Source organism: Sphaerisporangium siamense (assembly GCF_014205275.1).
Classification (GTDB): Bacteria; Actinomycetota; Actinomycetes; order Streptosporangiales; family Streptosporangiaceae; genus Sphaerisporangium; species Sphaerisporangium siamense.
Map to the genome: position 1 here is coordinate 7816777 of NZ_JACHND010000001.1, position 26021 is coordinate 7842797.

A 26021-nucleotide genomic window follows, 5' to 3' on the forward strand; every position below is an offset into this window, starting at 1 on the left:
CTATGGGGGCGACCTTGGTGTGGGTACACGGGGGTGCGTGGGCGGAGCGCCACGCGAGTGAGCGGTCGCGCGAGGTTCTCTCCGCTCACGGGCTGCACGTGGTGACGGCCACGCACCGGCTGAGCGGCGAGGCCACCTGGCCCGCGCAACTGGACGACGTGCGGGAGGCCGCGCGTACGGCGCGGGCGGAGCGGCCCGGGGCGCCGGTGCTGGTGGGCGGCCGGTCATCCGGCGGCCACCTGGCGCTCCAGCTCGGCCTGCGCGGCATCGACGCCCCCGACGACGTGGCGGGCGTGATCGCGATCTCGCCGCCCGTCGACCCGCTCGCCGCCGACTGGCCCGAGGCCCGTGCCGCGGGCGGCCCGTGGACGCGGCTCCTCGGCCACGTCCCCACCCCGCTGGACGACGTCACCGCCGACGCGACTCCCGCCAACCACGTCGGCAACGGCGTCCCCGTCCTGCTCGTGCACGGGACCGGCGACACGGTGGTGCCCCCGGCGCAGGCGCTGGACCTGAGCAACGCCCTGCTGGCCTCCGGCCACCCCGTGACGACCTACCTCACCGCCGGCGACCACGACGTCGACCTGACCCGCGACGACGTCCGAACCGTCATCGCGTCCTTCCTCACCGTCCTCGCCGAGACCGCCCTCCCGGTCTGAACGCGGTCAGCGCCGGGCGTACTTCTCGCGGATCTCGGCGGCGGTCTCCTTGATGCGGGTCTCGGTCTGCAGAAGCCGGGCCTCGGCCTCCTCGGTGCGGCCTTCGGCGGCCAGGGTGCGGTTCCCGGTGGTCGCGCCGAGCCGTCGCTTGGCCTTGGCCTTCAGCTCGCGCATCTTCCACTTCTCCAGCAGGCCCATCGGCTGTTCGCCTCCGTCACTTCGGTGGACTGTGCCCCCGCCCACTCCCCTCGGAATCGGAAATGATGCGCGCGGCCACATCACCCCAGGTCGTGGCGGGTGACGTCCTGCCCCGATCGGCGCGCGGCCACGCGGAGGGCAGGTCGTGGCGGCCGGAGACGAACTCCTGCACGGCGATCTTCACCCTGATCACGGGCCGGCGCCAGCGGATCTCGCGGTGCTCGGCCCTCGCCATCTTGACCGGATGTGGCCGGCGCGCGCCGGGCGCGAAGAGCCAGCGCGCCCAGGGGGACCCGGGGCGTGCGAGCCGGAGGGCCCCGAAGATCAGCAGGACCGGCACGAACAGCCCCGCCAGCCCCGTCCAGATCTTGCCCTTGAGCAGCGTCACCACGGCGAGGAACAGGTCGGCGGTCAGCAAGAGCACGGCGGGCCACCGCCCGACGTGGGAGGGGTCGGGCAAGGAGAACGGGCGCATGCCGAGCAGCAGGAGCACCGTCACCGCGACCGCGACGAAGACGGCGTCGACCGATGCCCGCCCTTCCTCGGTCCAGTAGACGTCGCGCAGGTGCAGGATCAGGGCGAACTCGTCGAGCACGAGGGCGGCGCCGACGCCGAACAGGCCGGCCGTCAGCGCGTACCAGCCCGAGGAGAGCCCGGCGACGACGAGCCCGGCGACCCCGCCGAGGAGCATGAGCACGACGCCGAAGACGACGTGGTGGACGTGGACGTCGCCGACGCTGACGTCACGGAACCAGCCGATCCGCGCGCGGATCAGCCGGACGTTGACGCGCGTGAACAGGAACGTGACGATCAGTGCCACCAGGAAGCAGAACAGCGGCAGACGTCCGGTGTCGATGATCCGCTGCTGGAACCAGACTCCCACGTGCATCCCCCATCACCGATGCTACGGCCCCCCTCAGGCGAGAAACGCGCGCAACAGGGCGGCGGTTCCCTCCAAGTGTTCGGCGACGGCCCTTCTGGCGGCCTCGGGGTCGCCGGCGAGGATGGCGTCCACGATGGCGGCGTGCTGGGCGGCGGCGTGGTCGATGTTGGGGCCGAGCACCGGGATCGCGTTGAGCAGGTCGGTCACGCGCAGGCGCGCGTCGGCGCAGGTGGCGGCGAGCAGCGGTGAGCCGGTCAGCTCGGCGATCGCCAGGTGGAAGGCGGTGTCGAGGCGCCGGTAGTCGGCGGGCGCGGCGCCGCCGACCTCCGCGAGCCGCCGGGTCAGCGTGGCGCGCTGCTCGCCGGTGAGCGGGGCGGCGGCCAGCACCTGCGCGGCGCCGCACTCGACGGCCATGCGGAAGGTGAGCGCGTCGGCCAGCTCGGCGGGCCCCATGGCGGCGACGGCGCGGCGCAGGTCGCCGTGCCCGGGCGGCGGCGGCTCGTACAGGACGAACGCCCCGCCGTAGCGTCCGCGCCGCACGTCGAGGTACCCGGCGTCCTGGAGGGCCTTGATGGCCTCGCGGAGCGTGACGCGGCTGATGCCGAGCCGGCCGGCCAGCTCGCGTTCGGGGGGCAGTTTGTCGCCGGTGGGCACGACGCCGAGCTTGATGGCCTGCAGCAGCCGCTCGACGGTCTCTTCGAAGGCGTTGCCCGCCCGCACGGGCCGCAGGACCGCGACGAGCTGCGGCTCCGCCATCACGCCTCCCGTTCTCAGGTCAATGGTTTGATATTAGTCCATTTGTCGGGACGGCTCGGCGAAACCGTTGACGCCAGGGCGCGGCGGGTGCTTGCATGCCTGCAATGGTCTGATTCCATACTTTTGAAGGAAGGGAGCGCCGTGCTGACCGTCGACGAGCTGCGTGACGACGTCTCCGCCGGCCGCGTGGACACCGTGCTCCTCGCCATCACCGACATGCAGGGACGCCTCCAGGGCAAACGGCTGTCCGCCCGGTACTTCCTGGAGCAGGTGCTGGAGCACGCCGCCGAGGGGTGCAACTACCTCCTCGCCGTGGACGTGGACATGAACACGGTCGACGGGTACGCCATGTCGTCCTGGGAACGCGGCTACGGCGACTTCGTCATGCGGCCCGACCTGTCCACGCTGCGCCGGGTGCCCTGGCAGGACGGCACGGTGCTGCTGATGGCGGACGTCCTCTGGGAGGACGGCGGCGACGTCGCCGCCTCGCCGCGCCAGATCCTGCGCGCGCAGCTCGGACGGCTCGCCGAGCGTGGCTGGAAGGCCTACGTCGGCACCGAGCTGGAGTTCGTCGTCTACCGGGACAGCTACGAGGACGCCTGGGGCAAGGCGTACCGCGACCTGACCCCGGCGAACCTCTACAACGTCGACTATTCGCTGCTCGGCGGCGCCCGGGTCGAGCCGCTGCTGCGCCGCGTCCGGCTCGGCATGGAGGGCGCGGGCATGTACGTCGAGTCCGCCAAGGGCGAGTGCAACCTCGGCCAGCACGAGATCGCCTTCCGGTTCGACGAGGCGCTCGCCACCTGCGACAACCACGGCATCTACAAGAACGGCGCCAAGGAGATCGCGGCCCAGGACGGCATGTCGATCACCTTCATGGCCAAGCCGAACCACCGCGAGGGCAATTCCTGCCACATCCACATCTCGCTGCGCACCCCCGAGGGCGACCCGGTGATGGCGGGCGACGGCCCGCACGGCCTGTCCCGGGTCGGGGAGCACTTCATCGCGGGCCAGCTCGCCGCGCTGCGCGAGTTCACGCTGCTGTACGCGCCCAACGTCAACTCCTACAAGAGGTACGTCCCGGGCAGCTTCGCGCCGACGGCGGTCAAGTGGGGCGTGGACAACCGCACGTGCGCGCTGCGCCTGGTCGGCCATGGCCCCTCGCTGCGCGTGGAGAACCGCGTGCCCGGCGGCGACGTGAACCCCTACCTGGCCGTGTCCGGCATGATCGCGGCCGGGTTGCACGGCATCGACCACGAGCTTCCGCTGGAGGAGCCCTTCGGCGGCAACGCCTACGCGGCGGGGGCGGAGACCGTGCCGGCGACGCTGCGGGACGCGCTGGCGCTGTGGCGGTCCTCGGAGATCGCCAAGGCCGCGCTCGGCGAGGAGGTCGTCGAGCACTACGCGAACAACGCCCGCGTCGAGCTGGCCGCCTTCGACGCGGCCGTCACCGACTGGGAGATGTTCCGGGGCTTCGAACGGATGTGACGATGAAGATAATCAACCCGGCCACCGAGGACGTGCTCGCGGACGTCGAGCTCGCGGACGTGGCCGAGACCGATCGCGCGGTGGCGCGGGCCAAGGCGGCCTCCCCGGCGTGGCGGGAGGTCGCGCCCGGCGACCGGGCGCGGCTGCTGCGCCGCTTCGCCGAGCTGGTCGACTCCCACGGCGAAGAGCTGGCGCGCCTGGAGGTCGCCAACGCGGGCCACCCGCTCGGCAACGCCCGCTGGGAGGCGGGCAACGTCCGCGACGTGCTGCACTTCTACGCGGGCGCGCCGGAGCGCAACCACGGCAGGCAGATCCCGGTCGCGGGCGGGGTGGACATCACGTTCGCCGAGCCGCTCGGCGTCGTCGGCGTCATCCTGCCGTGGAACTTCCCCATGGTGATCATGACGTGGGGCGTCGCCCCGGCGCTCGCCGCGGGCAACACGGTGATCGTGAAGCCGGCCGAGTGGACTCCGCTCACCGCCGCGCGGCTGGCCGAGCTGGCGCTGGAAGCCGGCATCCCCGAAGGGGTGCTCCAGGTCCTGCCCGGCGCGGGCGAGGTCGCGGGGGCCCGCCTCGTCGAGCACCCGGACGTGCGAAAGATCGTGTTCACCGGGTCCACCGAGGTCGGCAAGCTGATCGCCGCGAGCGCCGCGCGGACCGTCAAGCGTCTCACGCTGGAGCTCGGCGGCAAGAGCGCCAACGTGGTGTTCGCCGACGCCGACCTGGAGCGGGCCGCCGCGACCGCGCCGTCCGCGGTGTTCGACAACAGCGGGCAGGACTGCTGCGCCCGCTCGCGCGTCCTCGTCCAGCGCCCCGTCCTGGAGGAGTTCCTCGACCGCCTCGGCGCCGCCGTCGCGTCCCTGACCGTGGGCGACCCACTGGACCCCGGCACCGACCTCGGCCCGCTCATCAGCGCCGAGCACCGCGCGCGGGTGGCCTCGTTCGTCACCGGCACGCCGCGCTTCCAGGGCGCCTGCCCGTCCGGCAGGGGCTTCTGGTTCCCGCCGACCGTGCTCACCCACGAGTCGCTGGACGAGCGCGCGTTCACCGAGGAGATCTTCGGCCCGGTGGTCAGCGTGGTGCCGTTCGACGACGAGGCGGACGCCGTGCGCATCGCCAACGACACCGTGTACGGGCTGTCCGGTTCGATCTGGACGCGGGACGTGGGCCGCGCGCTGCGGACGGCCCGGGCGATCGAGTCGGGCAACCTGTCGGTCAACTCCCACTCCTCGGTGCGGTACTGGACGCCGTTCGGCGGTTTCAAGCAGTCCGGCCTGGGCCGGGAGCTCGGCCCCGACGCGCTGGCCGCGTTCACCGAGACCAAGAACGTCTTCATCGCGCACTGACGCACGACCCGTCAAGGAGATCTTCACCATGCAGCGACTGCGTGACCGCGTGGCCGTGATCACGGGCGCCGCGAGCGGCATCGGGCTCGCCACGGCCCGCCGCTTCGCCGAGGAGGGCGCCAGGGTGGTCTGCGCCGACGTGGACGAGGCCGCGGGCGCCAAGGCGGCCGAGGAGGTGGGCGGCCTGTTCGTCCGCGCCGACGTCACCAGCGAGGAGGACGTCGCCCGCATGTTCGAGACGGCCTTCGAGACCTACGGCAGCGTGGACATCGCGTTCAACAACGCGGGCATCTCGCCGCCCGACGACGACTCGATCCTGACCACCGGCATCGAGGCGTGGCGGCGGGTCCAGGACGTCAACCTGACCAGTGTCTACCTGTGCTGCAAGCACGTCATCCCGTACATGCGGCGGCAGGGCAAGGGCTCGATCATCAACACCGCGTCGTTCGTGGCGGTCATGGGCTCGGCGACGTCGCAGATCTCCTACACCGCCTCCAAGGGCGGCGTGCTGGCGATGTCCCGCGAGCTCGGCGTGCAGTTCGCCCGCGAGGGCATCCGGGTGAACGCGCTGTGCCCGGGGCCGGTCAACACGCCGCTGCTCCAGGAGTTGTTCGCCAAGGACCCCGAGCGCGCCCAGCGCCGCCTCGTGCACGTCCCGCTCGGGCGGTTCGCCGAGGCGTCCGAGATCGCCGCCGCGGTCGCGTTCCTGGCCTCGGACGACGCGAGCTTCATCACCGGGGCGGAGTTCCTGGTGGACGGCGGCATCTCCGGCGCGTACGTGACCCCGCTGTAGGAGGGCGCCATGGCACGGCCGGTCATCGGGATCACCTGCTACGTCGAGCGGGCCTCGTTCACCGTGTGGGACGCCCGCGCGGCGCTGCTGCCGTACGACTACGTCGACCGGGTCGCGCGGGCCGGGGGCCAGCCGGTGCTGCTGCCTCCGGCGGGCGACCCGGCGCCGCTGGTGGAGCGGCTGGACGGGCTCATCGTCGCGGGCGGCGGGGACGTGGACCCGTCCCGATACGGTGAGGAGCCGCACGCGCGCACGAGCCACATCAGGGAGTTCCGCGACGCGGCGGAGTTCGAACTGGTCGCCGCGGCGCTGAAGGCCGGGCTGCCGTTCCTCGGCGTCTGCCGGGGCATGCAGGTGCTGAACGTACACCTCGGCGGCACCCTGCACCAGCACCTGCCCGACCTGGTCGGCCACGACGGCCACTCCCCCGCCCCCGGCCGGTACGGCCACCTGCCCGTGCGCCCGGAGGGGGGCAGCAGGCTGGCCGACGTCCTCGGCGCCGACCCCGTCCGGACCGCCCACTACCACCACCAGGCCGTCGCCCGCCTCGGCGCGGGCCTGGTGGTCGCGGCCACGTCCGGCGACGGGGCCGTCGAGGCGGTGGAGCTGCCGGAACTGCCCTTCGCCCTCGCCGTGCAGTGGCATCCGGAGACCGGCGAGGACACCCGCCTGTTCCGAGCGCTGGTGTCGGCCGCCGCCGCCTGACGTGCCCCCCCTGTCGCCACCCCGGTGGGCATGGACAGGCGGGCGTGCGTTGGTAGGGTGGTCGAGAACACCGATGATCCCGTGCGGGAGAGAGTCCTGACATCCGGTCAGGACCCCTGAAGGAGCAAGTCCTCCCCGCGAACCTCACAAGGCAAAGGACCGCGCGGGAAAGGTGATCTCTGGAAAGCAGGTCCCCTCCGGGGGCCTCGCCGAAGGTGAAAGTCCGGCAAAACCCGGGCGAAACTCTCAGGCACCGATGACAGAGGGGGAGGATGCTCTCATCCAATCCTGTCTGAGGTGCGCATCATGTCCAGACCCACACCGCTCCGCGAGGTGCACGAGAGCCTCGGCGCGACGCTCACCGACTTCGCCGGCTGGCTGATGCCGTTGCGCTACGGCAGCGAGTCCGCCGAGCACAACGCGGTGCGCACGGCCGCCGGGCTGTTCGACCTCTCCCACATGGGCGAGATCTTCGTCACCGGCCCGCAGGCCGGGGAGGCGCTCGACCACGCGCTGATCGGCCACCTGTCCGCCCTGGAGCCGGGCCGCGCCCGCTACACCATGATCTGCGCCGCCGACGGCGGCGTCCTGGACGACCTGATCGTCTACCGGCTGGCCGCGGAGGAGTTCCTCGTCGTCGCCAACGCCTCCAACTACCCCAAGGTCGCCGCCGAGCTGACCGAGCGGTCGGCGGACTTCGACGCCGAGGTGGAGGACCGCTCCGACCAGTACGCGCTGGTCGCCGTCCAGGGCCCCCGGTCGCAGGAGATCCTCGCCACGCTCACCGACGCCGACCTGCCCTCGCTGAAGTACTACGCCGGCCTGCCCGCCACGGTCGCCGGGGTGAAGGCCCTCATCGCCCGCACCGGCTACACCGGCGAGGACGGCTTCGAGCTGTTCGTCGCGGCCGGCGACGCCGTCACCCTCTGGCAGGAGCTCACCAAGGCGGGCGACGCGTACGGGCTGCGCCCCGCCGGCCTGTCCGCCCGCGACACGCTCCGGCTCGAAGCCGGCATGCCCCTGTACGGCAACGAGCTGAACGCCGGGCTCACTCCCTTCGACGCGGGCCTCGGCCGCGTCGTACGGTTCGACAAGCCCGGCGACTTCGTCGGCCGCGCGGCCCTCGCGCCGCTGAAGGACATCCCGCCGCGCCGCCGCCTCACCGGGCTCGTCGCGCGGGGCCGCCGAGTGCCACGCCACGGATACCCCGTGGTACGGCTGACTGACGGCACCGTCGTTGGAGAGGTCACCAGCGGCGCACCCTCGCAGTCCCTCGGCAAGCCGATCGCGATGGCCTACGTGGACACGGACGTGTCCGAGGGGCTCGCGGTCGACATCCGTGGAAGCCATGAACCGGTCGACGTGGTTGACCTGCCTTTTTACCGGAGGAGCAAGTGAGCAGCATTCCCGAGGAGCTCAGCTACACCAAGGAGCACGAGTGGATCGCCGGCCTGGAGGACGGCATCACCGTGACCGTGGGCATCACGGCGTACGCCGCCGAGTCGCTGGGTGACGTCGTCTTCGTCCAGCTTCCCGAGGCGGGCGCGACCGTCGAGGCGGGCGACGCCGTGGGCGAGGTCGAGTCCACCAAGTCCGTCAGCGACATCTACGCGCCGGTCAGCGGCGAGGTCATAGAGGTCAACCAGGTCGTCGTGGACGACCCGTCGCTGGTCAACTCCGACCCCTACGGCGACGGCTGGCTGTTCCGCGTGCGCGTCCAGGACACCCCGGAGGACCTGCTCTCCGCCGAGGAGTACGCCACCGTCACCACCGCGGACTCCTGACCTTCGTTCGCCCTCTCCTGGCGGCTCCGGCGGGCCACCGCTCGCCGGAGCGTCCCTTCTCTCGTCACATGTTCCGAAGGTTCGCCACACACGTTCCGAAGGGCACAGATCAATGGCGATCAGCGTCTTCGACCTGTTCAAAATCGGTATAGGTCCGTCCAGCTCCCACACCGGCGGCCCCATGGCCGCCGCCCACAAGTTCGCCAGGGGACTCAAGCAGGACGGGCTCCTGGAGAAGACGGCCCGCGTCGAGGTGATCCTCTACGGTTCCCTGGGCCTGACCGGCAAAGGCCACGGCAGCGACAAGGCGGTCCTGCTCGGCCTGTCCGGCGAGAAGCCCGAGCTCGTCGACGTGGACACCGTGGACGAGCGGCTCGCCGAGATGCGCGCGTCCGGGACGCTCCGGCTGTTCGGCGCCCAGGAGATCCCTTTCGTCGTTGGCGAGCACTGCGTCTTCGAACGCAAGGTCTCGCTGCCGCACCACCCCAACGGCATGCGGTTCACCGCCTTCTCCCCCGAGGGCGACACCCTGCGCGAGAAGGTCTACTACTCGGTGGGCGGCGGGTTCGTCGTCGACGAGAACGCCACCGGCGCCGACCGCATCAAAGCCGACGACACCGAGCTGCCCCACCCGTTCGCCACCGCCGCCGAGCTGCTCAAGCAGTGCGCCGACACCGGCCTGTCGATCTCCGGGCTGATGCTGGAGAACGAGAAGGCGTTCGGCCGCACCGAGGCCGACATCCGCGCCGGCCTGCTCAACCTGTGGCGGGTCATGTCCGAGTGCGTCCGGCGCGGCACCACCAAGGAGGGCGTGCTGCCGGGCGGCCTGAAGGTCAAGCGGCGCGCCAACCAGATGCTGCGGCGGCTGCAGAGCGAGAGCCCCGAGAAGGACCCTCTGCAGACCATGGACTGGGTCACGCTGTTCGCCCTCGCCGTCAACGAGGAGAACGCGGCCGGGGGACGCATCGTCACCGCCCCCACCAACGGCGCCGCCGGCATCATCCCCGCCGTACTGACGTACTACGACCGTTTCGTCCCCAACGCCGATGAGGACGGCGTCATCCGCTTCCTGCTCACCGCCGGGGCGATCGGCGTCCTGTTCAAGGAGAACGCCTCGATCTCCGGCGCGGAGGTCGGCTGCCAGGGCGAGGTCGGCTCCGCCTGCTCCATGGCCGCCGCCGGCCTCACCGAGGCCCTCGGCGGCACCCCCGAGCAGGTCGAGAACGCCGCCGAGATCGGCATCGAGCACAACCTCGGCCTCACCTGCGACCCCATCGGCGGCCTCGTCCAGATCCCCTGCATCGAACGCAACGCGGTCGCCTCCATCAAGGCCATCACCGCCACCCGCATCGCCCTCCGCGGCGACGGCCGCCACTTCGTCAGCCTCGACAAGGCCATCAAGACCATGCGCGACACCGGCCGCGACATGCTCGACAAGTACAAGGAAACCAGCCGCGGCGGCCTCGCCGTCAACGTCATCGAGTGCTGACCGGCGCTCCTCTCCCCCGCAAGCCGGCGGCCCGCGATCAGGAGGCCGCCGTCCCCCGGGCGAACCAGACGGCCGCGGCGGCGCAGACCGCGGCGGCGAGGAGCAACGACAACGCCGTGCCGCTGGGGAGGGCGGCGAGGGAGCCCATGCTGGCGACGCCGAGGGTGGCGCCGGTCTGGCGGACGGCGTTCAGGAGTCCTCCGGCCGCTCCGGCCGTGCCGGGTGGGGCGGTGGCGAGGATGGCGGTGACCAGGGCGGGGAGGGCGAAGGAGACGCCGAGGCCGGTGAGGAGCAGGCCCACGGCGTGCCAGCCGTAACCTGCTCCGGCCCAGGAGGCCCAGCCGAGTGCCGTGCCGCCCGCGGTGAGCAGGCCGAGGCCGGCGAGGATGGGCGGGCGGGGGCCGACGCGAGCCACGATGCGGCCGGTGAGCGGTGGGTTGAGGACAAACGGCAAGGTGAGGGGCAGGAAGGTCAGGCCGCTGGTGAGGGCGCTGAGTCCGTGCTCGCGCTGGAACAGCAACGGCAGGACGAACAGGTTCCCGTTGAGGGCGAAGGTGACCGCCGCGCCCGCCGCCAGCGTCACCCGCACGCCGCGCCCGCGCAGCAGCTCCCGGTGGAGCACCGGGGCCGTACTCCGCCGTTCCAGGGTCGCGAAGACGGCGCCCGCCAGCACCGTGACCGTCCCCGAGATCGCCGCGTGGGCCCAGGAGCGCGCGCCGGCGGCGATGAGCGTGTCGGTCAGCAGCGCGAGCGCGGCGCAGACGGCGAGCTGGGCGGGCCAGTGGATGCGCCGGTCGCCGCGCGGGGCGCGAATCGACCGGCCCGCCGTCAGCGCGAGCACCAGCACCGTGAGCGGCACGTTGACCAGGAAGACGGCCCGCCAGCCCGCCAGGTCCACCAGGAGGCCCCCGGCGACGGGCCCCGCCGCCACCGCCGAACCGCTGATCGCCGCCCAGGCCGCCACGGCGCGGGTGCGCGCTGCCGGGTCCGGGTACAGCCAGGCGATCAGCGCCATCGAGGCGGGCACGCAGGCGGCCCCGGCGGCGCCGAGGACCGCCCGCAGCGCGACCAGGACGGGCAGGGTCGGGGCTGTCGCCGACAGCAGCGAGACGAGGCCGAAGACGACGATCCCGGCGCGGAACACGCGGTGCGCGCCGTAACGGTCGGCGACGGCGCCGGCCGACAGCAGCAGGGCGCCGAACACCACGGTGTATCCGGTGGTGGCCCACTGCAGCCCTGCCATCGAGGCGTGCAGCGACGCGGCAAGGTCCGGCTCAGCGACCGACAGCACGGTCATGTCCAGCAACACCATGAAATATCCGAGCGAGATGCCCACCAGGACGGCCGGGCGACGTCCCCGCCGGGCCGTTACTCGGCGCGTTCCGTTCGTAGGGTGTCCCCACCCTGTCCCCGCGCCCGGTGTCGCGTCCGCGTGGGAGGAGGTGTCAGTGGTCATGCCGTCCACTGTGCGGACCCGGCCGTGCCGCCTCCACCGGCCCGGCCGCAGGACTCGTGCGGAAATTCCGAACGCTCCGCGTGAGTTCGTCCTGACATGGAACTACGCCAGTTGCGGACGTTCGAGGCGGTCGTCCGGCACCGGACGGTGACCGACGCCGCCGTCGCCCTGGAGCTGTCCCCCTCCAGTGTCTCGGAGCAGGTCCGCACCCTGGAGAGGTCGCTCGGGGTGGCGCTGTTCGAACGCACCCCCAAGGGCATGCGCCTGACCGGAGCGGGCGAACGGCTGCTGAGCTGGACCGGCCGCCTGCTCGACCAGGCCGAGCAAGCACGCAGAGAAGTCACCGGCCAGGCCCGCGCACTCCGCCTGGGCGCCCTGGAGACGATCGCCGCCACCCACGTACCCGGCGTCCTGACCCGACTCGCCGCACGCCGCCGGGACCGCGAAGCCATCCCCGTCACGAACCACGGCCGACCGCCCGGCACGCACCGCCCGGACACCGAAGTACCGGCGACCCCCAGCACAAGCCACAACGAACCACTCCCTGTAAGCCGCCCGGACGCCGAAGTTCGGGTGACCGCCGGCACTAGCCGCGACGAAAGGCTTCTAGTAAGCCGCCCGGACGCAGAGGTTCAGGTCACCCCCGGCACAAGCCGCGACGACCTGCTCGCCGCCGTGGCCACGGAACGGCTGGACGCGGCGCTGCTGCTCGACGCCGGCGACGCCCTGGGAGACCTCGGATTCGCGGCCCCGCCCGCGCCGCTGACGTTCGTGGACGTCGGCACGGTGCCGCTCGCCCTCGTCGCCGCCCCCGGCCACCTGCTGACCGCGAGCGCCCACGTGGTCCCCGGCGACCTCGCCGGTGAGCGCCTCCTGGTCAACGTGCCCGCCTGCTCCTTCTGGATGGCCGCCGACAGGATCATCGGCCCCGGCCCCGAACGCGTACGGGCGGGCAGCGTCGCGGTGATGCGCGCCTGGGCCGAACAAGGACTCGGCCTCGCCCTACTCCCGGAATTCGCCGTATCCGACTCCCTGAAGAACGGCACCCTCATCCGGCTTCCCCTGACCACCCCGGACCTGAGCCTGCGCCTCGTCTGGCGTTCCGACCGGGAAGACCTCCCCGGCCTACGCGACCTCCTGTACGCCGCAAGCGCGTGACCCGTACGGGTCAGTCCCCTCAACGACCGAGGGAACTGACCACGCCCGGCATTTCAGCCACGGACAGCGTCGTCCTTTAGTCCGGTCAGGAAGGCCGCCCACCCAGCTGGGCTCACCGTCACGACAGGGTTGCTCGGCAGCTTGCTGTCCCGCACACCGATGAGGTTCGAGATGTTCGACGCAACCTCCACGCACTCCCCCGCATCCCCGCTGTAGCTGCTCTTACGCCACTGCGCGCCGCTCATGTCATGCGTCAAATCGGTTCACCGCTTCCTCGATGAGTCGGACGGACTCCTTAAACGGTACGGCTTCAGCCCGGATTGCGTCATACTTCCGAATCAGATCAGTGATCATCTGGCGATCGTCGAAGGTACGGCCGACAGGCTGGGCATCCGTATATGCGGCATAGCACATTCCGTTTCGCTCGGCTATGACGAACCCACCCATCAGGCCGCAGTGCGGGCGCGCCGCGTAGGGCACGAGCTGGATCGTCACGTGGGGATACTCAGCCACTTCCAGCAAGTGAAGCAGTTGCTCCCGCATAGTCTTCGCGTCAGCGATGTGATCACGCGTCACTTCCTCATCGATAACCACATTCAGAGACGGCGGCTGGTCACGGTACAGAATCGACTGCCGCTGCATGCGGTTCGCAACGCGCTCCTCGACTTGTTCGGAAGTGACCCCAGGCCAGGTGGAGAGAATGCGGTGAGCGTAAGCCTGCGTTTGGAGCAGACCCGGGACGAGCATGGGCTGCCAGGTTCGCAGGACCGTCGCGCACTCTTCCTCCTCTAGCCAGGGGCGGAGGTATTCGGGGGCCTTGTGCCAAGTAGTGGCCATGTAGAGGCGGAGCATGGTGCCGTCCAGGGCGAAGGTGCGGTCGCAGAGTTCGGCGAACTGTTTCGACGGGGGGCGCTTGGCCCTCTCGACCAGGTTGATCATGGAGTCGGAGTAGCCGAGGCGCTCGGCCAGTTGCCGCTGGCTCATGTGCGCCGCCTCGCGGTGGCGGCGCAACTCGAAGGCGAAGAGGGCTCTCGGGGACTCGTGCGGGTCTATCTCTTTGCCGGGGGACAAATTACACCTACCCATCCAAGTCAAACGTTCTAAGCTGCTCGCTTCAGGTTCCCCACAGAATCGCCGACCAGGTCTGTAGACACGGTGTGCTTCCGTTTCGACACTCACTGTAGCCGCCATCCGGCAGCCTTGGAGAAGGAATTTCCGAAGTCACGGGACGACAGTGCCGTCGTTGGGAGGATTTTCGGCAGGACCGCCAGACGAAAAGGCCGGGAAAGCGAACCGGCCCTCGGCGCGTATCACCGAGGGCCTTGAATCCTTGTGCCGACCACCGGCTTCATCCGTATCATCTCGCATAAGTAATCCCGACGAGCCTTACGGTGAGGTTGATGGACGGCTTACAGCGCAGGCGGCGTATCTCATCGCCTCGTCCCCGCGGCAGGTCCGTCCGCCTGGCGGCCGACCGTCATCGATTGAGGCGGGTCGATCCAGGCCAGGCCGGCCAGACGCGTCGCTGGTCCGCACAATGGTGGGCCACGATCGTGAGCATCCTCGCAGGACTCTGCTCGCTCCCCGCGCTCGCGCTCTCGGTTCAGTCGATCAGGATGAGCCAGGAGCAACAGGCGTACGATCGCGCCGAGAAGACCAAGGAGCAGCAGGCCGCCGACTACGAGAAGCGTGCGGCTTTCGCGCGGAATGTCACAGCGAACGGGGGACTGCCAGGCGATCCCCTTGACACGACCTACCGCATTCGAAATGCCAACAGGGCTACCGTACAAGTGTGGATCACGTATGCCGTCGGCGGGAAGCAACGAGTTCAGGCTGTCCGAATAGCGCCATGCTCAGAGGGATTGTATTCATTGCGCACTCAGGCATCAATACCCGAGGATCGCCTCTTGGATTTATCGGGAGGGCCTTACCTGGTCAACGCAGCCGATGACCGAAAGCTGTGGGAAGTCGGCGAAGCACCGTCGGACGCGCACCCATCCGACCTGGACGATTCACAATGGGGCGGATATACCCACACATTGAGAAAGACAAGCCGCGTCTCCCCCTGCCGGTCATGAAGTCACATCATCTATCGTCCACCACGCGGCCGTCGCCCCAGGGGCCGTTTTCTCTTCCTCAGCCGCCGCACCTCGAAGAACCGCGCGGTTGTGAGTGTGGAGCTGAAGGCTTTGGATTGGAAGAGGTATAGGAGCCCACCCGTGCAGGACCGATCCGGTCGGCCGCCGTTAGCCCACCCACTAGTACGCACCAATAGAGCGCCGACAGACGCTAAGTCCGACATGTGATCCGAGCGCGCTCCGGCACCGCTCTTCCGCGCGCTCCCGCACTGCCCCGCTCGATGGCCGCGCAGTCCTGGGGTGGGCTAACGGCGAGCAACCACGACGGACCCGCACCTGTGGGCTCAACACACCTTAACCAACCCAATAGTCACCAGATGGCTTGTGGTGGCGGTTATGTGCGTGAAGTCGCACGAGTGCCACCGGAATACGGCGGAAACGGGCCGCTCTTGATCGCCGGTCGTTGAACTCTGACTTCACGCTGGTTATTCATGGTTTCGGGGGTTTGGGTCCCTCCTCCCCGACTACCAAGGGAAGATCATCAAGTTCAACGAGCTGCCGGCCAACCGCGTCATTTACGCGACCGCGCAGGACATCACGGACGCTGCCAACGCCATCGCCACCGACTGCCACCCCGTCGACCTCGATGACCTGGCCACCATCTCGCTCTACATCACCCACGTCATCCGCCGGTTCGGCAACTGGATCCTCACCCTGACCCCGCCCGCCGCCAACCCCACCACCCGACTCGACCTCGAGTCCCAAGTCCTCTTCGCCCCATAGCCGGCGGCTCGCTCGCCGCTACGGGTGTGCCTCGGCATCGAAGGGCTGCGGATGAGCCAGCAGGCCTACGCCGAGCGGCTCAAGACGTGAGCCGACTGGGAAGAGCTGTCAGCGGCGGCTCACTGACCGCTTGACCTCCTGGCTGTTCGGCTCGGACGCCCGTCGGTGTCCGGGCCGCGGTCAGCCACAGGCCGGTGAACACGGCGCAGGCCAGCGTCACGGCACCCGCCGCGAGAAAGGCGCTGTCGAGACCGGATTCGAAGGAGGCGCCGCCGGACTCCCGCGTGTGGACGATCGCCCCGAGCACCGCCACGCCGAGCACCGCGCCGATCTGCCGGGTGGTGCTGCTGACGCCCGAGGCGAGGCCGCCCTCCTGCGGGCTGACCGCCTGGATGGCGGCCCCGGTCAGCGGCGACATGGTGAGAGCGAACCCGATGCCGACGACCGCCAGCCGCCACCACACGTCGCCGTAGCCGGTATCGGCGTGGACGTAACCCAGCGCCACCAGCCCCAGCCCGGCCAGCGCCAGGCCGATGCCGGCGACGACGCGGAAGCCGTACCTGGCCGCGAACCGGCCCGCGTACGGGCTGACGATCACCATGGCCAGCGAGACGGGCAGGGTCCGCAGCCCGGCGACCAGGATCGAAGTGCCCTGGACGTAGACGAAGAACTGGGAGAAGAAGAACGACGACCCCATCAACGCGAACCCGACCACGGCCATCGCCGTGTTGGACACCGTGAACAGCCGCTGCCGGAACAGCCGCAGCGGCAGCATCGGCGTCGACACACGGCCCTCGACCACGACGAACGCGGCCAGGAGCACCAGTCCGGCGGCGAAGCCGCCCAGGATCACCGGCGAGGTCCAGCCTCGGGAACCGCCCTCGATCAGGCCGTAGGTCACAGCGCCCACGCCCGCGGCGGACAGGACCGTGCCGGGGACGTCGATCGGCGGCGCGCTCGGGTTGCGGGACTCCCCCAGCACGCGCAGCCCCGCCAGCAGCAGGACCGCCCCGATGGGCACGTTGACCAGGAAGATGGCGGGCCAGCCGAAGGACTCCACCAGGATCCCGCCCGCCAGCGGTCCGGCGGCCAGGCCGATGCCGCTGAACCCGGCCCACAACCCGATCGCTCTGACGCGCTCCCTCGGGGCGGGATACGCGGCGGCGAGCAGCGCCAGTGAGGCGGGGCTCAGCGCCGCGGCCCCGACGCCCTGCAGCACCCGCCCGGCGATCAGCCAGCCGATGGAGGGCGCGAGCGAACACACCACCGACGCGGCCGTGAACACCACCACCCCGGCCAGGAACACCCGCCTGCGGCCGAACCGGTCGGCGAAGACGCCGCCCGACAGCAGCAGCATGGCCACCAGCAGCACGTAGGCGTCGACGATCCACTGCAGGCCGGTCAGCCCGGTGTGGAGCCGCTGCTGCATGTCGGGCAGGGCCGCGCCGACGATCGTGTTGTCGAGCAGCACCATGAACTGACCTGCGCAGGTCAGGGTGAGCAACGCTTTCACGCGAATCCCTCCTGGAGCAGTCAATGACCGGTCTCACGCTTTGAACGCGGTCAACGACCAGGTGATGGGGGCACGCCGAGTGCCGCTTTCTCGGGGCCCGTAGTCGCGGCCGAGGTCAGCGTGTGCCGAACCAGTTGGAGAGTGCTCCTCGTAGCGCAGGCGTGGCTGTTGCGGCGGGTTCGTCGATGGGTGCGGCCCAGGCGATGTGGGCGTCTGGGCGGATCAGCAGGGCGTCGGCAGGTCGCCGGTCGGTCTTGGCGGTGTGGACGTCGACGCGCTGCCCCCAGTCGCGGGCGGCCTCGCGCAGGTCGGAGCGGTCGGCGAGGTCGAGGAGGATGGGCCGGGCGGGGTGCAGAAGGTCGGCGACGCTGGTGACGCCCTGGTCGGTGTGCAGGGCGAGGTCGGGGGCGAAGGTGCCGGTCAGCGGGTGGTGGCCGGTGCCGGGCATGAGGTAGCGGACGTCGGTTCCGGCGACCATGGCTCCCATGCGGCGCAGCGGCTGCTCGTCGGTGAGCAGTTCCTGGAACATCTCGCGGAGCGCTTCGGCGGCCTGGTCGTGCCCGCGGCGCAGCGCCACCTGGGCGCGGGTGTGCAGCATGGTGCGGGCGCCGGCGAGGTGGCGTTCGTCGTGGTAGGTGTCCAGCAGGCCGGGCGGTGCCCAGCCGTGCAGGTCGGCGGCCAGCTTCCAGGCCAGGTTTACCGCGTCCAGCATGCCCGCGTTGAGTGCCACGCCGGTGGCCGGGAACAGGTGCGCCGCGTCCCCGGCCACCATGATGCGCCCGGCCCGGTAGCACTCGGCCTGGCGGGCCTTGAAGGTGAAGCGCGACAGCCGCGTCGATCCGGCCAGGGGCAGGTCCGCGCCGAGCACGCGGCGGATGCTGTCCTGAAGTTCGGTGAGGGTCATCGGGACGTCGTCGTCGTACTCGGTGCTCTCGTCCTCGATGGTGTAAAGGGAGACGCTCGTGGCGCCGGGTGAGGAGCCGAGGCCGAACAGGCCGTGGTCGGTGCGGGTGAAACCGGCGCGGATCGTGCCGAAGCCGGGGACGCCGAGATCGCCGTTGCCGAGCACGGTGACCTCGCCGGGCAGGGTGACCTGGGCCAGCCGGTTGACCTCCGGGTAGACGGTGCCGGGGAAGCCGATACCGGCCCGGTCACGGACGCGGCTGCGCGCGCCGTCGCAGCCCACCAGGTAGCGGGCGCTCACCTGGTACGGCCCGTCCGGGCCCCGTACGTCCACCGTCACTCCTGCGTCGTCCTGGTTCACCCCGGTCACCTCGTGCCCGCGCCGTACGTCCACGCCGAGCTCGCCGGCGCGTTCGTCGAGCAGCCGCTCCAGGTGCTGCTGCGGCAGCGGCAGCGCGTGCAGCGGCGGATCCGCCAGCCGGGTGAAGTCCAGGTGCACCCCGCCGAACGGGAATCGGGGTGCCGGGACAGGGCCGGGGCAGGCGGCCTGGAAGCGTTCCAGCAGGCCCCGGTAGCGCAGCAGCGCCAGGATCTGCCCGCTGAGACCTCCGGCCTTGGGGGTGTCGCGGCGGTGCGGGTGCCGTTCCAGCACCAGCGGCCGCACTCCGGCCAAGCTCAGTTCGATCGCCAGCATGAGGCCGGTCGGTCCGGCGCCCACAATGATCACGTCGGCGTTCTTCATCAGTCGCTTTCCTTGCAATCTGTCGTTGTCCGCGATTCAGGCATGTCATTCGCGCGCCGTTCTGCCGGTTCTGTGCCTGCGCTGACGATCTCCTGCACGGCTTGGACGAAGGAGTCTTTGGTCCCGACGCGCATCCACCGAGGCCTGCGGTGGTGCGATGGTGGGTGTCGTCTGGCCGGGAGGGATCGTGATGTGCCGCATGTCGGTTTCAGAGGTCGACGACGGTGGAGGTCGTCCACGACGACGGCGCCTGAGGCGATGATCGCGGCTGCTCGGGCATGGGATGCGGCACGGTCAGGTCAGGGAGGCCAGGCATCACGCGATCGTCTTCTTCTCATGAGGTGGCGATGGTGTGGTGAAGAACATCGGGCCAGGTGGCCTGGCCGTTCTTATCGGCACGGAACGTCCCGTACCGATAGATGATGCCCAAGACGGACGTCCACTGTCAAGTACGGAACGTTCCGTACCGATAAGGTGTCGGTATGACCGACACGCCCCACCGTCGCGGTGCCGACCGGACCGAGGACATCATGCGGGCCACGCTGGAGCTCGGCCAGGAGATCGGCTACGCCAAACTGAGCATGGAGGCGGTCGCCGCCCGTGCGGGCGCCGGCAAGCAGACCCTCTACCGCCGTTGGCCGTCCAAGGCAGCCCTGCTGTTCGACTCGCTGTTGTCGGTGAACGGGCCCGCCCTGGACTACCCCGACACCGGCGACATCGTGGCCGACTTGCGCGCCCAGATCCACTCGGCCGTTGACCTGCTGGCCCGGCCACCCGTCGGCCCTCTGTTCAAGGCCCTGATCGGCGAGGCCCAGCACGATCCCCAGATCGCCGCCGCACTCAACGAGCGCTTCATCGCCCCCCAGGCGGACAAGACCGTCGCCCGCTTGAAGACGGCCCGCGACCAGGGTCAACTGTCGCCCGCCTTCGTCCTCGACCTGGCCATGGCGATCCTGTCCGGCCCGCTGTACTTCCAGCTCCTGATCACCCAAGAACCACTGACTCATGAGTACGTCGACCGGATCCTCGACGCCCTCCTCACCGGGATCGGCCCCACCCACGCATATTGACGTCCCGCGTCAGACCCGCCCGCACGCTCAAGATCGGTCGCTCGCCCGCCGTCAGGCGCGCCGGGCCCGCCACAGTGTCCACGCCATCCAGAGGGCGCCGGCCATGGTGAGGGCGCCGTGCGCGATGCGCAGCGCATCTGTGCTGAAGAACTGTGGGATGAACAGGGCGAAGGCGGCGGCGAGGGGCACGGCGCTCCAGCGGGGCAGGGTGCCGGAGCGCCAGATGGCGATGGCGGCCATCACCGTGCCGACGCCGAGCAGGAGCAGTCCGGCCGCGAACGTGGTGACCGCCACCGGCTGGTAGCGGAACTCGTCCACCAGCTGGAGCAGTGAGGGGTCGCCGTCCCGGACGGCGCGGGCGGCGATGACGTTCAGGGCGAAGTCCTCGGCGCCGTAGTAGGGGAGGGTGAGCCCCGCGCCGATCATGGTGACGACCAGGGCGCGCAGGCTGCCGGGGCGGTTCAGCAGCAGGTGGACGGCCAGGAGCCCCAGCGTGAGCAGGATGAACCCGACCATGGCGAACATGTGCGCCGCGACCCAGGCCGGGGAGCCGATGGCCTGGGCGCCCGCCATGGACGATTCGTCGGAGTACGGCCGGACCAGCGGATAGAGCAGGAACAGGACGCCGGCCACCGCGAAGGCGACGGCGCCGGGACGGACACGAGGCATGGTGAGAGAGGCGTTCACGAGCGGTTCCTTATGAGTCCTGGTGAGGCGAGGGGTTTGGGGTGAATGGGCCGCTTGAGCCCGACCGGAGGGGACGTTCGGTTCGGCATTCCGACGTGAGAGCAATGCTCTCGATTTAGAACAGCTGTGTCAAGGCGGTGTACTGCTCTCCGGTTAGCATGTGAGGCCCGTCATCCCCCCGAGGAGGTTCGCGGTGTTTCCGGGTTCGGCGTCCGATGCAGGTGGTCCGACGCCCGGAAGAGCCCCCGAACCCGGCGGCCTACCGCCCTCGACGCCGGGCGACGCGGCTCCGTCCGCGCGGACGCAGACCGGACGATCTACACGGACGCAGAGTGGACAGTCCGCACAGACGCAGAGTGGATGGTCTGGTGGGACGGGCGCGGAGCGGGTTTCGCGCGACGGGATGGCCGCCGAGGGCCGTCCTCGCGGGACCGGGCCGGGGAACGCGGGCCGGTTCGTGCGGGCGCACTGGGTGTTCCTGGTCGCGGTGGCGGCCGGGGCGGTGGTGCGACTGGTCGCGGTGCTGGGGTATCGGCCCGCGCTGTGGTTCTGGGCGGACTCGTTCACCTACGTCAACGCGGCCCTCGACCCGCAGCCGCTGGAGTCGCGCCCGTCCGGCTACTCGCTGTTCCTGTGGGCGCTCCAGCCGTTCCAGAGCTTCACCGCCGTCGTGGTGGTCCAGCACCTGCTGGGCCTCGCCACGGCGGCCTGCGTCTACGCGCTGCTGCGCCGGCGCGGCGGGCTGCCCGGTTGGGGCGCGACGCCGGCCGCCGTCCCGGTGCTGCTCGACGCGCACATGGTGCAACTGGAGCACCTGGTGATGGCCGACCTGCTGTTCACGTTCCTGGTGACGGCGGGGGTGACCGTGCTGCTGTGGAGGCCGCGCCCGGCGGCGTGGACGGCCGCCGCCGGGGGTCTGCTGCTGACGGCGGCCACGCTCACCCGCACGGTCGGGCTCGCGGTGCTCATCGTCGCCCTGGTCGCCCTGGTCGTCGCGCGGGCCGGGGTGCGGGCGGTCGTGGCGGCGGCGCTGGCCTCGGCGGTGGGGCTCGGCGGGTACGCGGCCTGGTTCCACGCCGAGCACGGGAGCTACGGCCTCGGCCAGAGCAACGTGTGGCTGTGGGCCCGCACGATGACCTTCGCCGACTGCGCGAAGATCCGGCCCACCGGCGAGGAGAAGGTCCTGTGCCCGGCGGACCCGCCCGGTGCCCGTCCCGCGCCGCCGGTCTACATCTGGGACTCCGGGTCGCCGCTCGCCAAGGTGAAGAAGGACGCCGACCGCGAGCGGCTCTCGGGCGCGTTCGCCAAGGAGGCGATCCTGGCGCAGCCGCTGGATTTCCTGCTCACCGGCGTGAGGGACGCCCTCTGGAGCTTCGAGTGGACCCGCCGCGTGTACCCGACGCCCGGCCCGCAGAGCGCCTACGTCTTCCCGCCCTCGGTGAAGCCGTTCACCGACAAGATCGCCTCATCCGGCCGTACCGCGCCCGAGCTCACGACGGCGTACCAGGGTGAGCGCGGCGACACCGTGGTCGCCGAGCCCTACGCCGGCTGGATCCGCGCCTACCAGGAGCAGGGCTACGTCCGGGGCCCGCTGCTCGCGGCCCTGATGCTCGCCGGGCTGGTCGCGGTCGTCATGCGATGGCGCCGGCTCGGCGGCCCCGCCCTGCTCCCCTGGGCCACGGCGGTCACCCTTCTGGTCCTGCCGCCCCTGATCGCCGCCTTCGACCACCGCTACGTCGTCCCGGTGCTTCCCATGGCCTGCCTCGCGGCGGGCCTCGCCTTCACCCGCCGGTCCCGATCGCCGGCCGGGGAGGACGGCGTGACAACCTCATAACGTGACCTAGGCTCACGTTCGCCGGGTGCCTAGACTCGCGACATGGACGAACGCCGGCGTTACGATCGCGCCACCGCCGATCTGGAGCCGCCGCTGGCGATCCTGGACATGGACGCGTTGCGGGCGAACGCCGCCGGCATGGTGGACAGGGCGCGTGGGAAGCCGATCCGGCTCGCGAGCAAATCGATCCGCTGCCGGGAGGTCCTGCGGCGGGTGCTCCGCATCGACGGCTTCCGGGGGATCATGGCGTTCACGCTGCCCGAGGCGCTGTGGCTGGCCGCCGACGGGTTCACCGACATCCTGGTGGCCTACCCGACGGCCGACGGGGCGGCCCTGGCCGCGCTGGCGGGCGACGTGCGGGCGGCCCGCGAGATCACGGTGATGGCCGACAGCGTCGAACACCTGGACTTCATCGAGAAGGCGGTCGGCGGAGTGCCCGATCGCCAGCAGATCCGGATATGTCTGGACGTCGATGCGGGGTTCACCGCCTTCGGCGGCAGGTTCCGCGCCGGAGCCCTGCGCTCCCCCGTCCGAGAGCCCGCCGACGCCGTGGCGCTGGCCGCCACGACCGCCGGGCGTCCCGGCCTGCGCCTCACCGGCCTCATGGCGTACGAGGCGCAGATCGCGGGGGTCGGCGACCGGGTGCCGGGGCCGTACGGGCGGGTCGTCCGGCTGATGCAGGAGCGGTCGCGGCGCGAGCTGGCCGTGCGCAGGGGCCGCGTGGTCCAGGCCGTCCGGCGGATCGCCGACCTGGAGTTCGTCAACGGCGGCGGCACCGGCTCGGTCGAGAAGACCGCGCGCGAGAAGGCCGTCACCGAGATCGCGGCGGGCTCCGGCCTCTACCACCCGCGCCTGTTCGACTTCTACCGAAACTTCACCGGCCGCCCGGCCGCCCTGTTCGCGCTGCCGGTGGTCCGCAGGCCCGCGCCGGACGTCGTCACCGTGCTCGGCGGCGGGTACCACGCGTCCGGCTCGCCCGGCGCCTCGCGGCTGCCGCAGCCGTACCTGCCGGCCGGGCTGCGGTACGACCCGCGGGAAGGCGCGGGCGAGGTGCAGACGCCGCTGCTCGGCCCGGCGGCCCGGGACCTCGGGATCGGGGACCGGGTGTGGTTCCGCCACGCCAAGGCGGGCGAGATGTGCGAGCGCTTCGACGCGCTGCACCTGGTCGAGGGCGACCGCGTCACCGAGACCGTGCCGACCTACCGGGGCGAGGGCAAGACCTTCCTGTGAGGCCGGGGCCGTCACGCCCGGTCCCCACGCCGGGTCCGTGCGGCCGGTCAGGTGGCGGGGCCGGGCAGGTGACGAAAGCCGGTCAGGTGGTCTGCCGGGTGCGGGGGGCGGTGAGACCGAGGTGGTCGCGGAGGGTCGGGCCGGAGTAGTCGGCGCGGAACACGCCCTTCTCCTGCAGCAGCGGGACGACCTTGTCCACCAGGTCGTCCAGACCGGTGGGCGTGAGGTGCGGGACGAAGATGAACCCGTCGGAGGCGTCGGTCTGCACGAACAGGTCGATCGCGTCGGCGACCGAGCGCGGCGTGCCGATGAAGGTCTGCCGGGCGGACAGCTCGATGACCAGGTCGCGGATGGACAGGCGCTTCTCCTCGGCCAGCGCGCGCCACTTGGCCACGGTCGCGCTCCGGTCGCCGCGGAACTGGGCGCGTCCCTTGGACACGCCGACCTCCAGGTCCGGGTCGACGTCGGGCAGCGGGCCGTCGGGGTCGTACGCCGACAGGTCGCGGCCCCAGATCCCTTCGAGGTAGGAGATCGCGGTCTGCGGGCTGACCTGCGCCCGCCGGATCTCGGCCGCCCGCTCGGCCGCCTCCTCCTCGGTGTCGCCGAGCACGTAGGTCACCGCGGGCAGGATCTTCAGGTCTTCGGGACGCCTGCCGTGGCCGGCGAGCCTGCGCTTGACGTCGCGGTAGAACGCGCGGCCGTCCTCCAGCGTGCTGTGCCGGCTGAAGATGACGTCGGCGTCGGACGCGGCGAACTCGCGGCCCTCGTCGGAGTCCCCGGCCTGGATGATCACCGGATGGCCCTGCGGCCCGCGCGGGACGTTGAAGCGGCCGGAGATGTCGAAGTGGCGGTCCCGGTGCCGGAACTCTCCGACGCCGCCGTCGCGGACGAACGCGCCCGTGCCGGCGTCGGCGGTGACGGCGTCCTGCGCCCAGGAGTCCCACAGCTCGCGCGCGGTGCGCAGGAACTCGGCGGCCCTGGTGTACCTGTCGGCCTCGTCGAGGAAGCCGCCGCGGCGGAAGTTCTCGCCGGTGAAGGCGTCGTAGCTGGTCACGACGTTCCACGCGGCCCGGCCGCCGCTCAGGTGGTCCAGTGAGGCGAGCCGCCGCGCCACCTCGTACGGCTCGTTGAAGGTGGAGTTCACGGTGGCGGCCAGGCCGAGGTGGGTGGTGACGGCGGCCAGTGCCGACAGCACGGTGAGCGACTCGGGGCGGCCGACCACGTCCAGGTCGTGGATGCGGCCCTTCATCTCGCGCAGCCGCAGACCTTCCGCCAGGAAGAAGAAGTCGAACTTCCCGCGCTCGGCGGTCCTGGCCAGGTGCGTGAAGGACGCGAAGTCGATCTGGCTTCCGGCGCGCGGGTCCGACCAGACCGTGGTGTTGTTGACGCCGGGGAAGTGCGCGGCGAGGTGGATCTGCTTGGTCACGAGGTTCTCCTTGGACTCCGGTGCGGACGTCTCAGGCGCCGGGCCCGCTTCCGGCTTGGCGCCGGCCTTGACGATGTCGTCGAAGTCGTCCTTCACCGACCGCGCGGTGACGGGCGGGCGATCCGCGGGTCCAGCAGCGGGGCAGACCAAGCCGACAGCGAGGTTGACCAGGACGAACACGAGCGCGGCGAACACCACCAGGCCCTGGACGACGGGGATGTCCTGGGTGGTCACCGCGAGCGCCGTCACCCGGCCGAGGCCGGCGCGCGAGAACACGGTCTCGGTGACGACCGAGCCGGCCGGCACGTTGCCGACGACCAGGCCCGCGACCGTGATCCGTGTCCCGGCCCACGAGGAGCGCGACGGGATCGCTGGGAAGCATGTAGAGGATGGCGAAGGAGACCGTGAACGAGGCCCAGAGCACGAAGGCGGCCTGGGCGAGCCTGCGGGCGAAGTACCGCCACAGCTCCGCTCGGCCGGGCTCCGACGTCACTCGTCCTCCTGGCGCGCCCAATTTTCCTACTTATCCTACCGGGAGGATAGGAAAGCGCCACGGCATGGTCAAGGGATCGCGTGGAGGGAATGCGCACACGCGTCACGGCGGGCCCGCGCCGAGGGGACCCGCCTGGCGGAAATATCAGGAAAAGACGGGCGTCAGCCGCGCCGGCGGCGGCGCAGCATCGCGATCGCCGCGCCGACCACCACGACGGCGCCCACGCCGATGAGGAGCGGGGCCAGGTTCGCCGCGGCCCGCTCGTCGCGCCACGCCTCGTCGCCGGAGTAGGGCTCGCGCGCCGGGCCGAGGCCCACCGCCTCGCGGGCCGAGGCGATCACCTGCTCGGCGTTGGCCTTGACCTTGGCGACGCCGCGCTCGGCGACGCGCTTGGGGCTGACACGATCCACGATGGCGTCCACGGTGACAGCCAGCTCCGCCCTGCTGCGCTCGATCCGGCGTTCGAGCGCCTCGGGGTCGGTGTCCGCCATGGCGATCCCCTTCTCTTCGTCCCGCACGGGCCGCGCCGCGCCCACGGCGGCCGTTC

23 protein-coding genes and 2 riboswitches are annotated in these 26021 nt (G+C 71.0%); of the genes, 12 read left to right on the forward strand and 11 right to left on the reverse strand.

Translation table 11 applies throughout. The features are described from left to right. The first annotated feature begins 2 nt into the window (after nt 1-2). Nucleotides 3-659 (forward strand): alpha/beta hydrolase, encoded by a 657-nt coding sequence (locus BJ982_RS35330; RefSeq protein ID WP_184887376.1) that lies wholly within the window; start codon nt 3-5, stop codon nt 657-659. 6 nt (nt 660-665) lie between these two features. Here the strand turns inward: BJ982_RS35330 and BJ982_RS35335 are convergent, their stop codons facing one another. Genes BJ982_RS35335 through BJ982_RS35345 form a run of 3 tightly spaced genes read right to left on the reverse strand, consistent with a single transcriptional unit; the run spans nt 666 to nt 2496 of the window. Next, nucleotides 666-857, reverse strand: coding sequence for a CsbD family protein (locus tag BJ982_RS35335; protein ID WP_184887378.1), 192 nt, complete (start codon nt 855-857; stop codon nt 666-668). A 16-nt stretch (nt 858-873) separates the two neighbouring features. Further along, entirely contained in the window at nt 874-1740 is an 867-nt protein-coding gene (locus BJ982_RS35340; RefSeq protein WP_239122739.1) for a hypothetical protein, read from the reverse strand. Nucleotides 1741-1773: 33 nt separating this feature from the next. Continuing rightward, nucleotides 1774-2496 carry a FadR/GntR family transcriptional regulator gene (locus BJ982_RS35345; protein WP_184887380.1) on the reverse strand — a complete coding sequence of 241 codons (723 nt, stop codon included), beginning with the start codon at nt 2494-2496 and terminating at the stop codon, nt 1774-1776. A gap of 144 nt (nt 2497-2640) precedes the next feature. On the opposite strand from BJ982_RS35345, the gene BJ982_RS35350 reads away from it, so the two are divergent. From BJ982_RS35350 to BJ982_RS35380, 7 genes are all read left to right on the forward strand, one after another. Further along, nucleotides 2641-3984 (forward strand): glutamine synthetase family protein, encoded by a 1344-nt coding sequence (locus BJ982_RS35350; RefSeq protein ID WP_184889804.1) that lies wholly within the window; start codon nt 2641-2643, stop codon nt 3982-3984. Between the two features lie 2 nt (nt 3985-3986). Continuing rightward, on the forward strand, nt 3987-5330 hold the full coding sequence (locus tag BJ982_RS35355) for an aldehyde dehydrogenase family protein (RefSeq protein ID WP_184887382.1): 1344 nt from the start codon (nt 3987-3989) through the stop codon (nt 5328-5330). A gap of 28 nt (nt 5331-5358) precedes the next feature. Next, nucleotides 5359-6123: a 3-oxoacyl-ACP reductase gene (locus BJ982_RS35360; RefSeq protein ID WP_184887384.1), complete on the forward strand. Its 765-nt coding sequence runs from the start codon at nt 5359-5361 to the stop codon at nt 6121-6123. A gap of 9 nt (nt 6124-6132) precedes the next feature. Beyond that, entirely contained in the window at nt 6133-6828 is a 696-nt protein-coding gene (locus BJ982_RS35365; protein WP_184887386.1) for a gamma-glutamyl-gamma-aminobutyrate hydrolase family protein, read from the forward strand. Nucleotides 6829-6902: 74 nt separating this feature from the next. After that, nucleotides 6903-7000: riboswitch (glycine riboswitch) on the forward strand. Beyond that, a riboswitch (glycine riboswitch) is annotated at nt 7001-7101 on the forward strand. A gap of 33 nt (nt 7102-7134) precedes the next feature. After that, on the forward strand, nt 7135-8226 hold the full coding sequence (gcvT, locus tag BJ982_RS35370; protein ID WP_184887388.1) for a glycine cleavage system aminomethyltransferase GcvT: 1092 nt from the start codon (nt 7135-7137) through the stop codon (nt 8224-8226). After that, nucleotides 8223-8612: a glycine cleavage system protein GcvH gene (gene gcvH / locus BJ982_RS35375; RefSeq protein WP_184887390.1), complete on the forward strand. Its 390-nt coding sequence runs from the start codon at nt 8223-8225 to the stop codon at nt 8610-8612. Before gcvT ends, gcvH begins: the two co-directional genes overlap by 4 nt. Before the next feature lie 112 nt (nt 8613-8724). Then, nucleotides 8725-10101 carry an L-serine ammonia-lyase gene (locus BJ982_RS35380; RefSeq protein WP_184887392.1) on the forward strand — a complete coding sequence of 459 codons (1377 nt, stop codon included), beginning with the start codon at nt 8725-8727 and terminating at the stop codon, nt 10099-10101. A 37-nt stretch (nt 10102-10138) separates the two neighbouring features. Here the strand turns inward: BJ982_RS35380 and BJ982_RS35385 are convergent, their stop codons facing one another. Continuing rightward, on the reverse strand, nt 10139-11437 hold the full coding sequence (locus BJ982_RS35385; protein WP_373869600.1) for an MFS transporter: 1299 nt from the start codon (nt 11435-11437) through the stop codon (nt 10139-10141). Between the two features lie 216 nt (nt 11438-11653). Here BJ982_RS35385 and BJ982_RS35390 point away from each other — a divergent pair, with 216 nt between their 5' ends. Further along, a complete protein-coding gene (locus BJ982_RS35390; protein ID WP_239122737.1) occupies nt 11654-12715 on the forward strand; it encodes a LysR family transcriptional regulator in 1062 nt (353 codons plus the stop codon). Between the two features lie 53 nt (nt 12716-12768). Here BJ982_RS35390 and BJ982_RS35395 read toward each other — a convergent pair whose 3' ends face one another. The 4 genes from BJ982_RS35395 to BJ982_RS35410 form a co-directional block, all read right to left on the reverse strand. After that, a complete protein-coding gene (locus BJ982_RS35395) occupies nt 12769-12960 on the reverse strand; it encodes a DUF397 domain-containing protein (RefSeq protein WP_184887396.1) in 192 nt (63 codons plus the stop codon). A 1-nt stretch (nt 12961) separates the two neighbouring features. Continuing rightward, nucleotides 12962-13906 (reverse strand): helix-turn-helix domain-containing protein, encoded by a 945-nt coding sequence (locus BJ982_RS35400; RefSeq protein WP_311772301.1) that lies wholly within the window; start codon nt 13904-13906, stop codon nt 12962-12964. A 1749-nt stretch (nt 13907-15655) separates the two neighbouring features. Beyond that, nucleotides 15656-17089, reverse strand: coding sequence for an MFS transporter (locus BJ982_RS35405; RefSeq protein ID WP_203958865.1), 1434 nt, complete (start codon nt 17087-17089; stop codon nt 15656-15658). A gap of 115 nt (nt 17090-17204) precedes the next feature. Then, nucleotides 17205-18734 (reverse strand): FAD-dependent monooxygenase, encoded by a 1530-nt coding sequence (locus BJ982_RS35410; protein ID WP_184887400.1) that lies wholly within the window; start codon nt 18732-18734, stop codon nt 17205-17207. A gap of 482 nt (nt 18735-19216) precedes the next feature. Between BJ982_RS35410 and BJ982_RS35415 the strand changes: the two genes are divergently transcribed. After that, nucleotides 19217-19804 carry a TetR/AcrR family transcriptional regulator gene (locus BJ982_RS35415; protein ID WP_239122736.1) on the forward strand — a complete coding sequence of 196 codons (588 nt, stop codon included), beginning with the start codon at nt 19217-19219 and terminating at the stop codon, nt 19802-19804. A 51-nt stretch (nt 19805-19855) separates the two neighbouring features. Here BJ982_RS35415 and BJ982_RS35420 read toward each other — a convergent pair whose 3' ends face one another. After that, nucleotides 19856-20491: a hypothetical protein gene (locus BJ982_RS35420; protein WP_184887402.1), complete on the reverse strand. Its 636-nt coding sequence runs from the start codon at nt 20489-20491 to the stop codon at nt 19856-19858. 403 nt (nt 20492-20894) lie between these two features. Between BJ982_RS35420 and BJ982_RS35425 the strand changes: the two genes are divergently transcribed. Further along, nucleotides 20895-22325 carry a hypothetical protein gene (locus BJ982_RS35425; RefSeq protein WP_184887404.1) on the forward strand — a complete coding sequence of 477 codons (1431 nt, stop codon included), beginning with the start codon at nt 20895-20897 and terminating at the stop codon, nt 22323-22325. A gap of 42 nt (nt 22326-22367) precedes the next feature. Next, nucleotides 22368-23555, forward strand: a complete 1188-nt coding sequence (locus BJ982_RS35430; protein ID WP_184887406.1) for an amino acid deaminase/aldolase — start codon at nt 22368-22370, stop codon at nt 23553-23555. Between the two features lie 82 nt (nt 23556-23637). On the opposite strand, the gene BJ982_RS35435 is transcribed toward BJ982_RS35430, so the two are convergent. Both BJ982_RS35435 and BJ982_RS35445 read right to left on the reverse strand, forming a co-directional pair. Further along, complete coding sequence (locus BJ982_RS35435) at nt 23638-25287, reverse strand: NtaA/DmoA family FMN-dependent monooxygenase (RefSeq protein WP_239122735.1); 1650 nt, start codon at nt 25285-25287, stop codon at nt 23638-23640. 348 nt (nt 25288-25635) lie between these two features. Continuing rightward, nucleotides 25636-25965: a DUF3618 domain-containing protein gene (locus BJ982_RS35445; RefSeq protein WP_184887408.1), complete on the reverse strand. Its 330-nt coding sequence runs from the start codon at nt 25963-25965 to the stop codon at nt 25636-25638. Nucleotides 25966-26021: the final 56 nt, after the last annotated feature.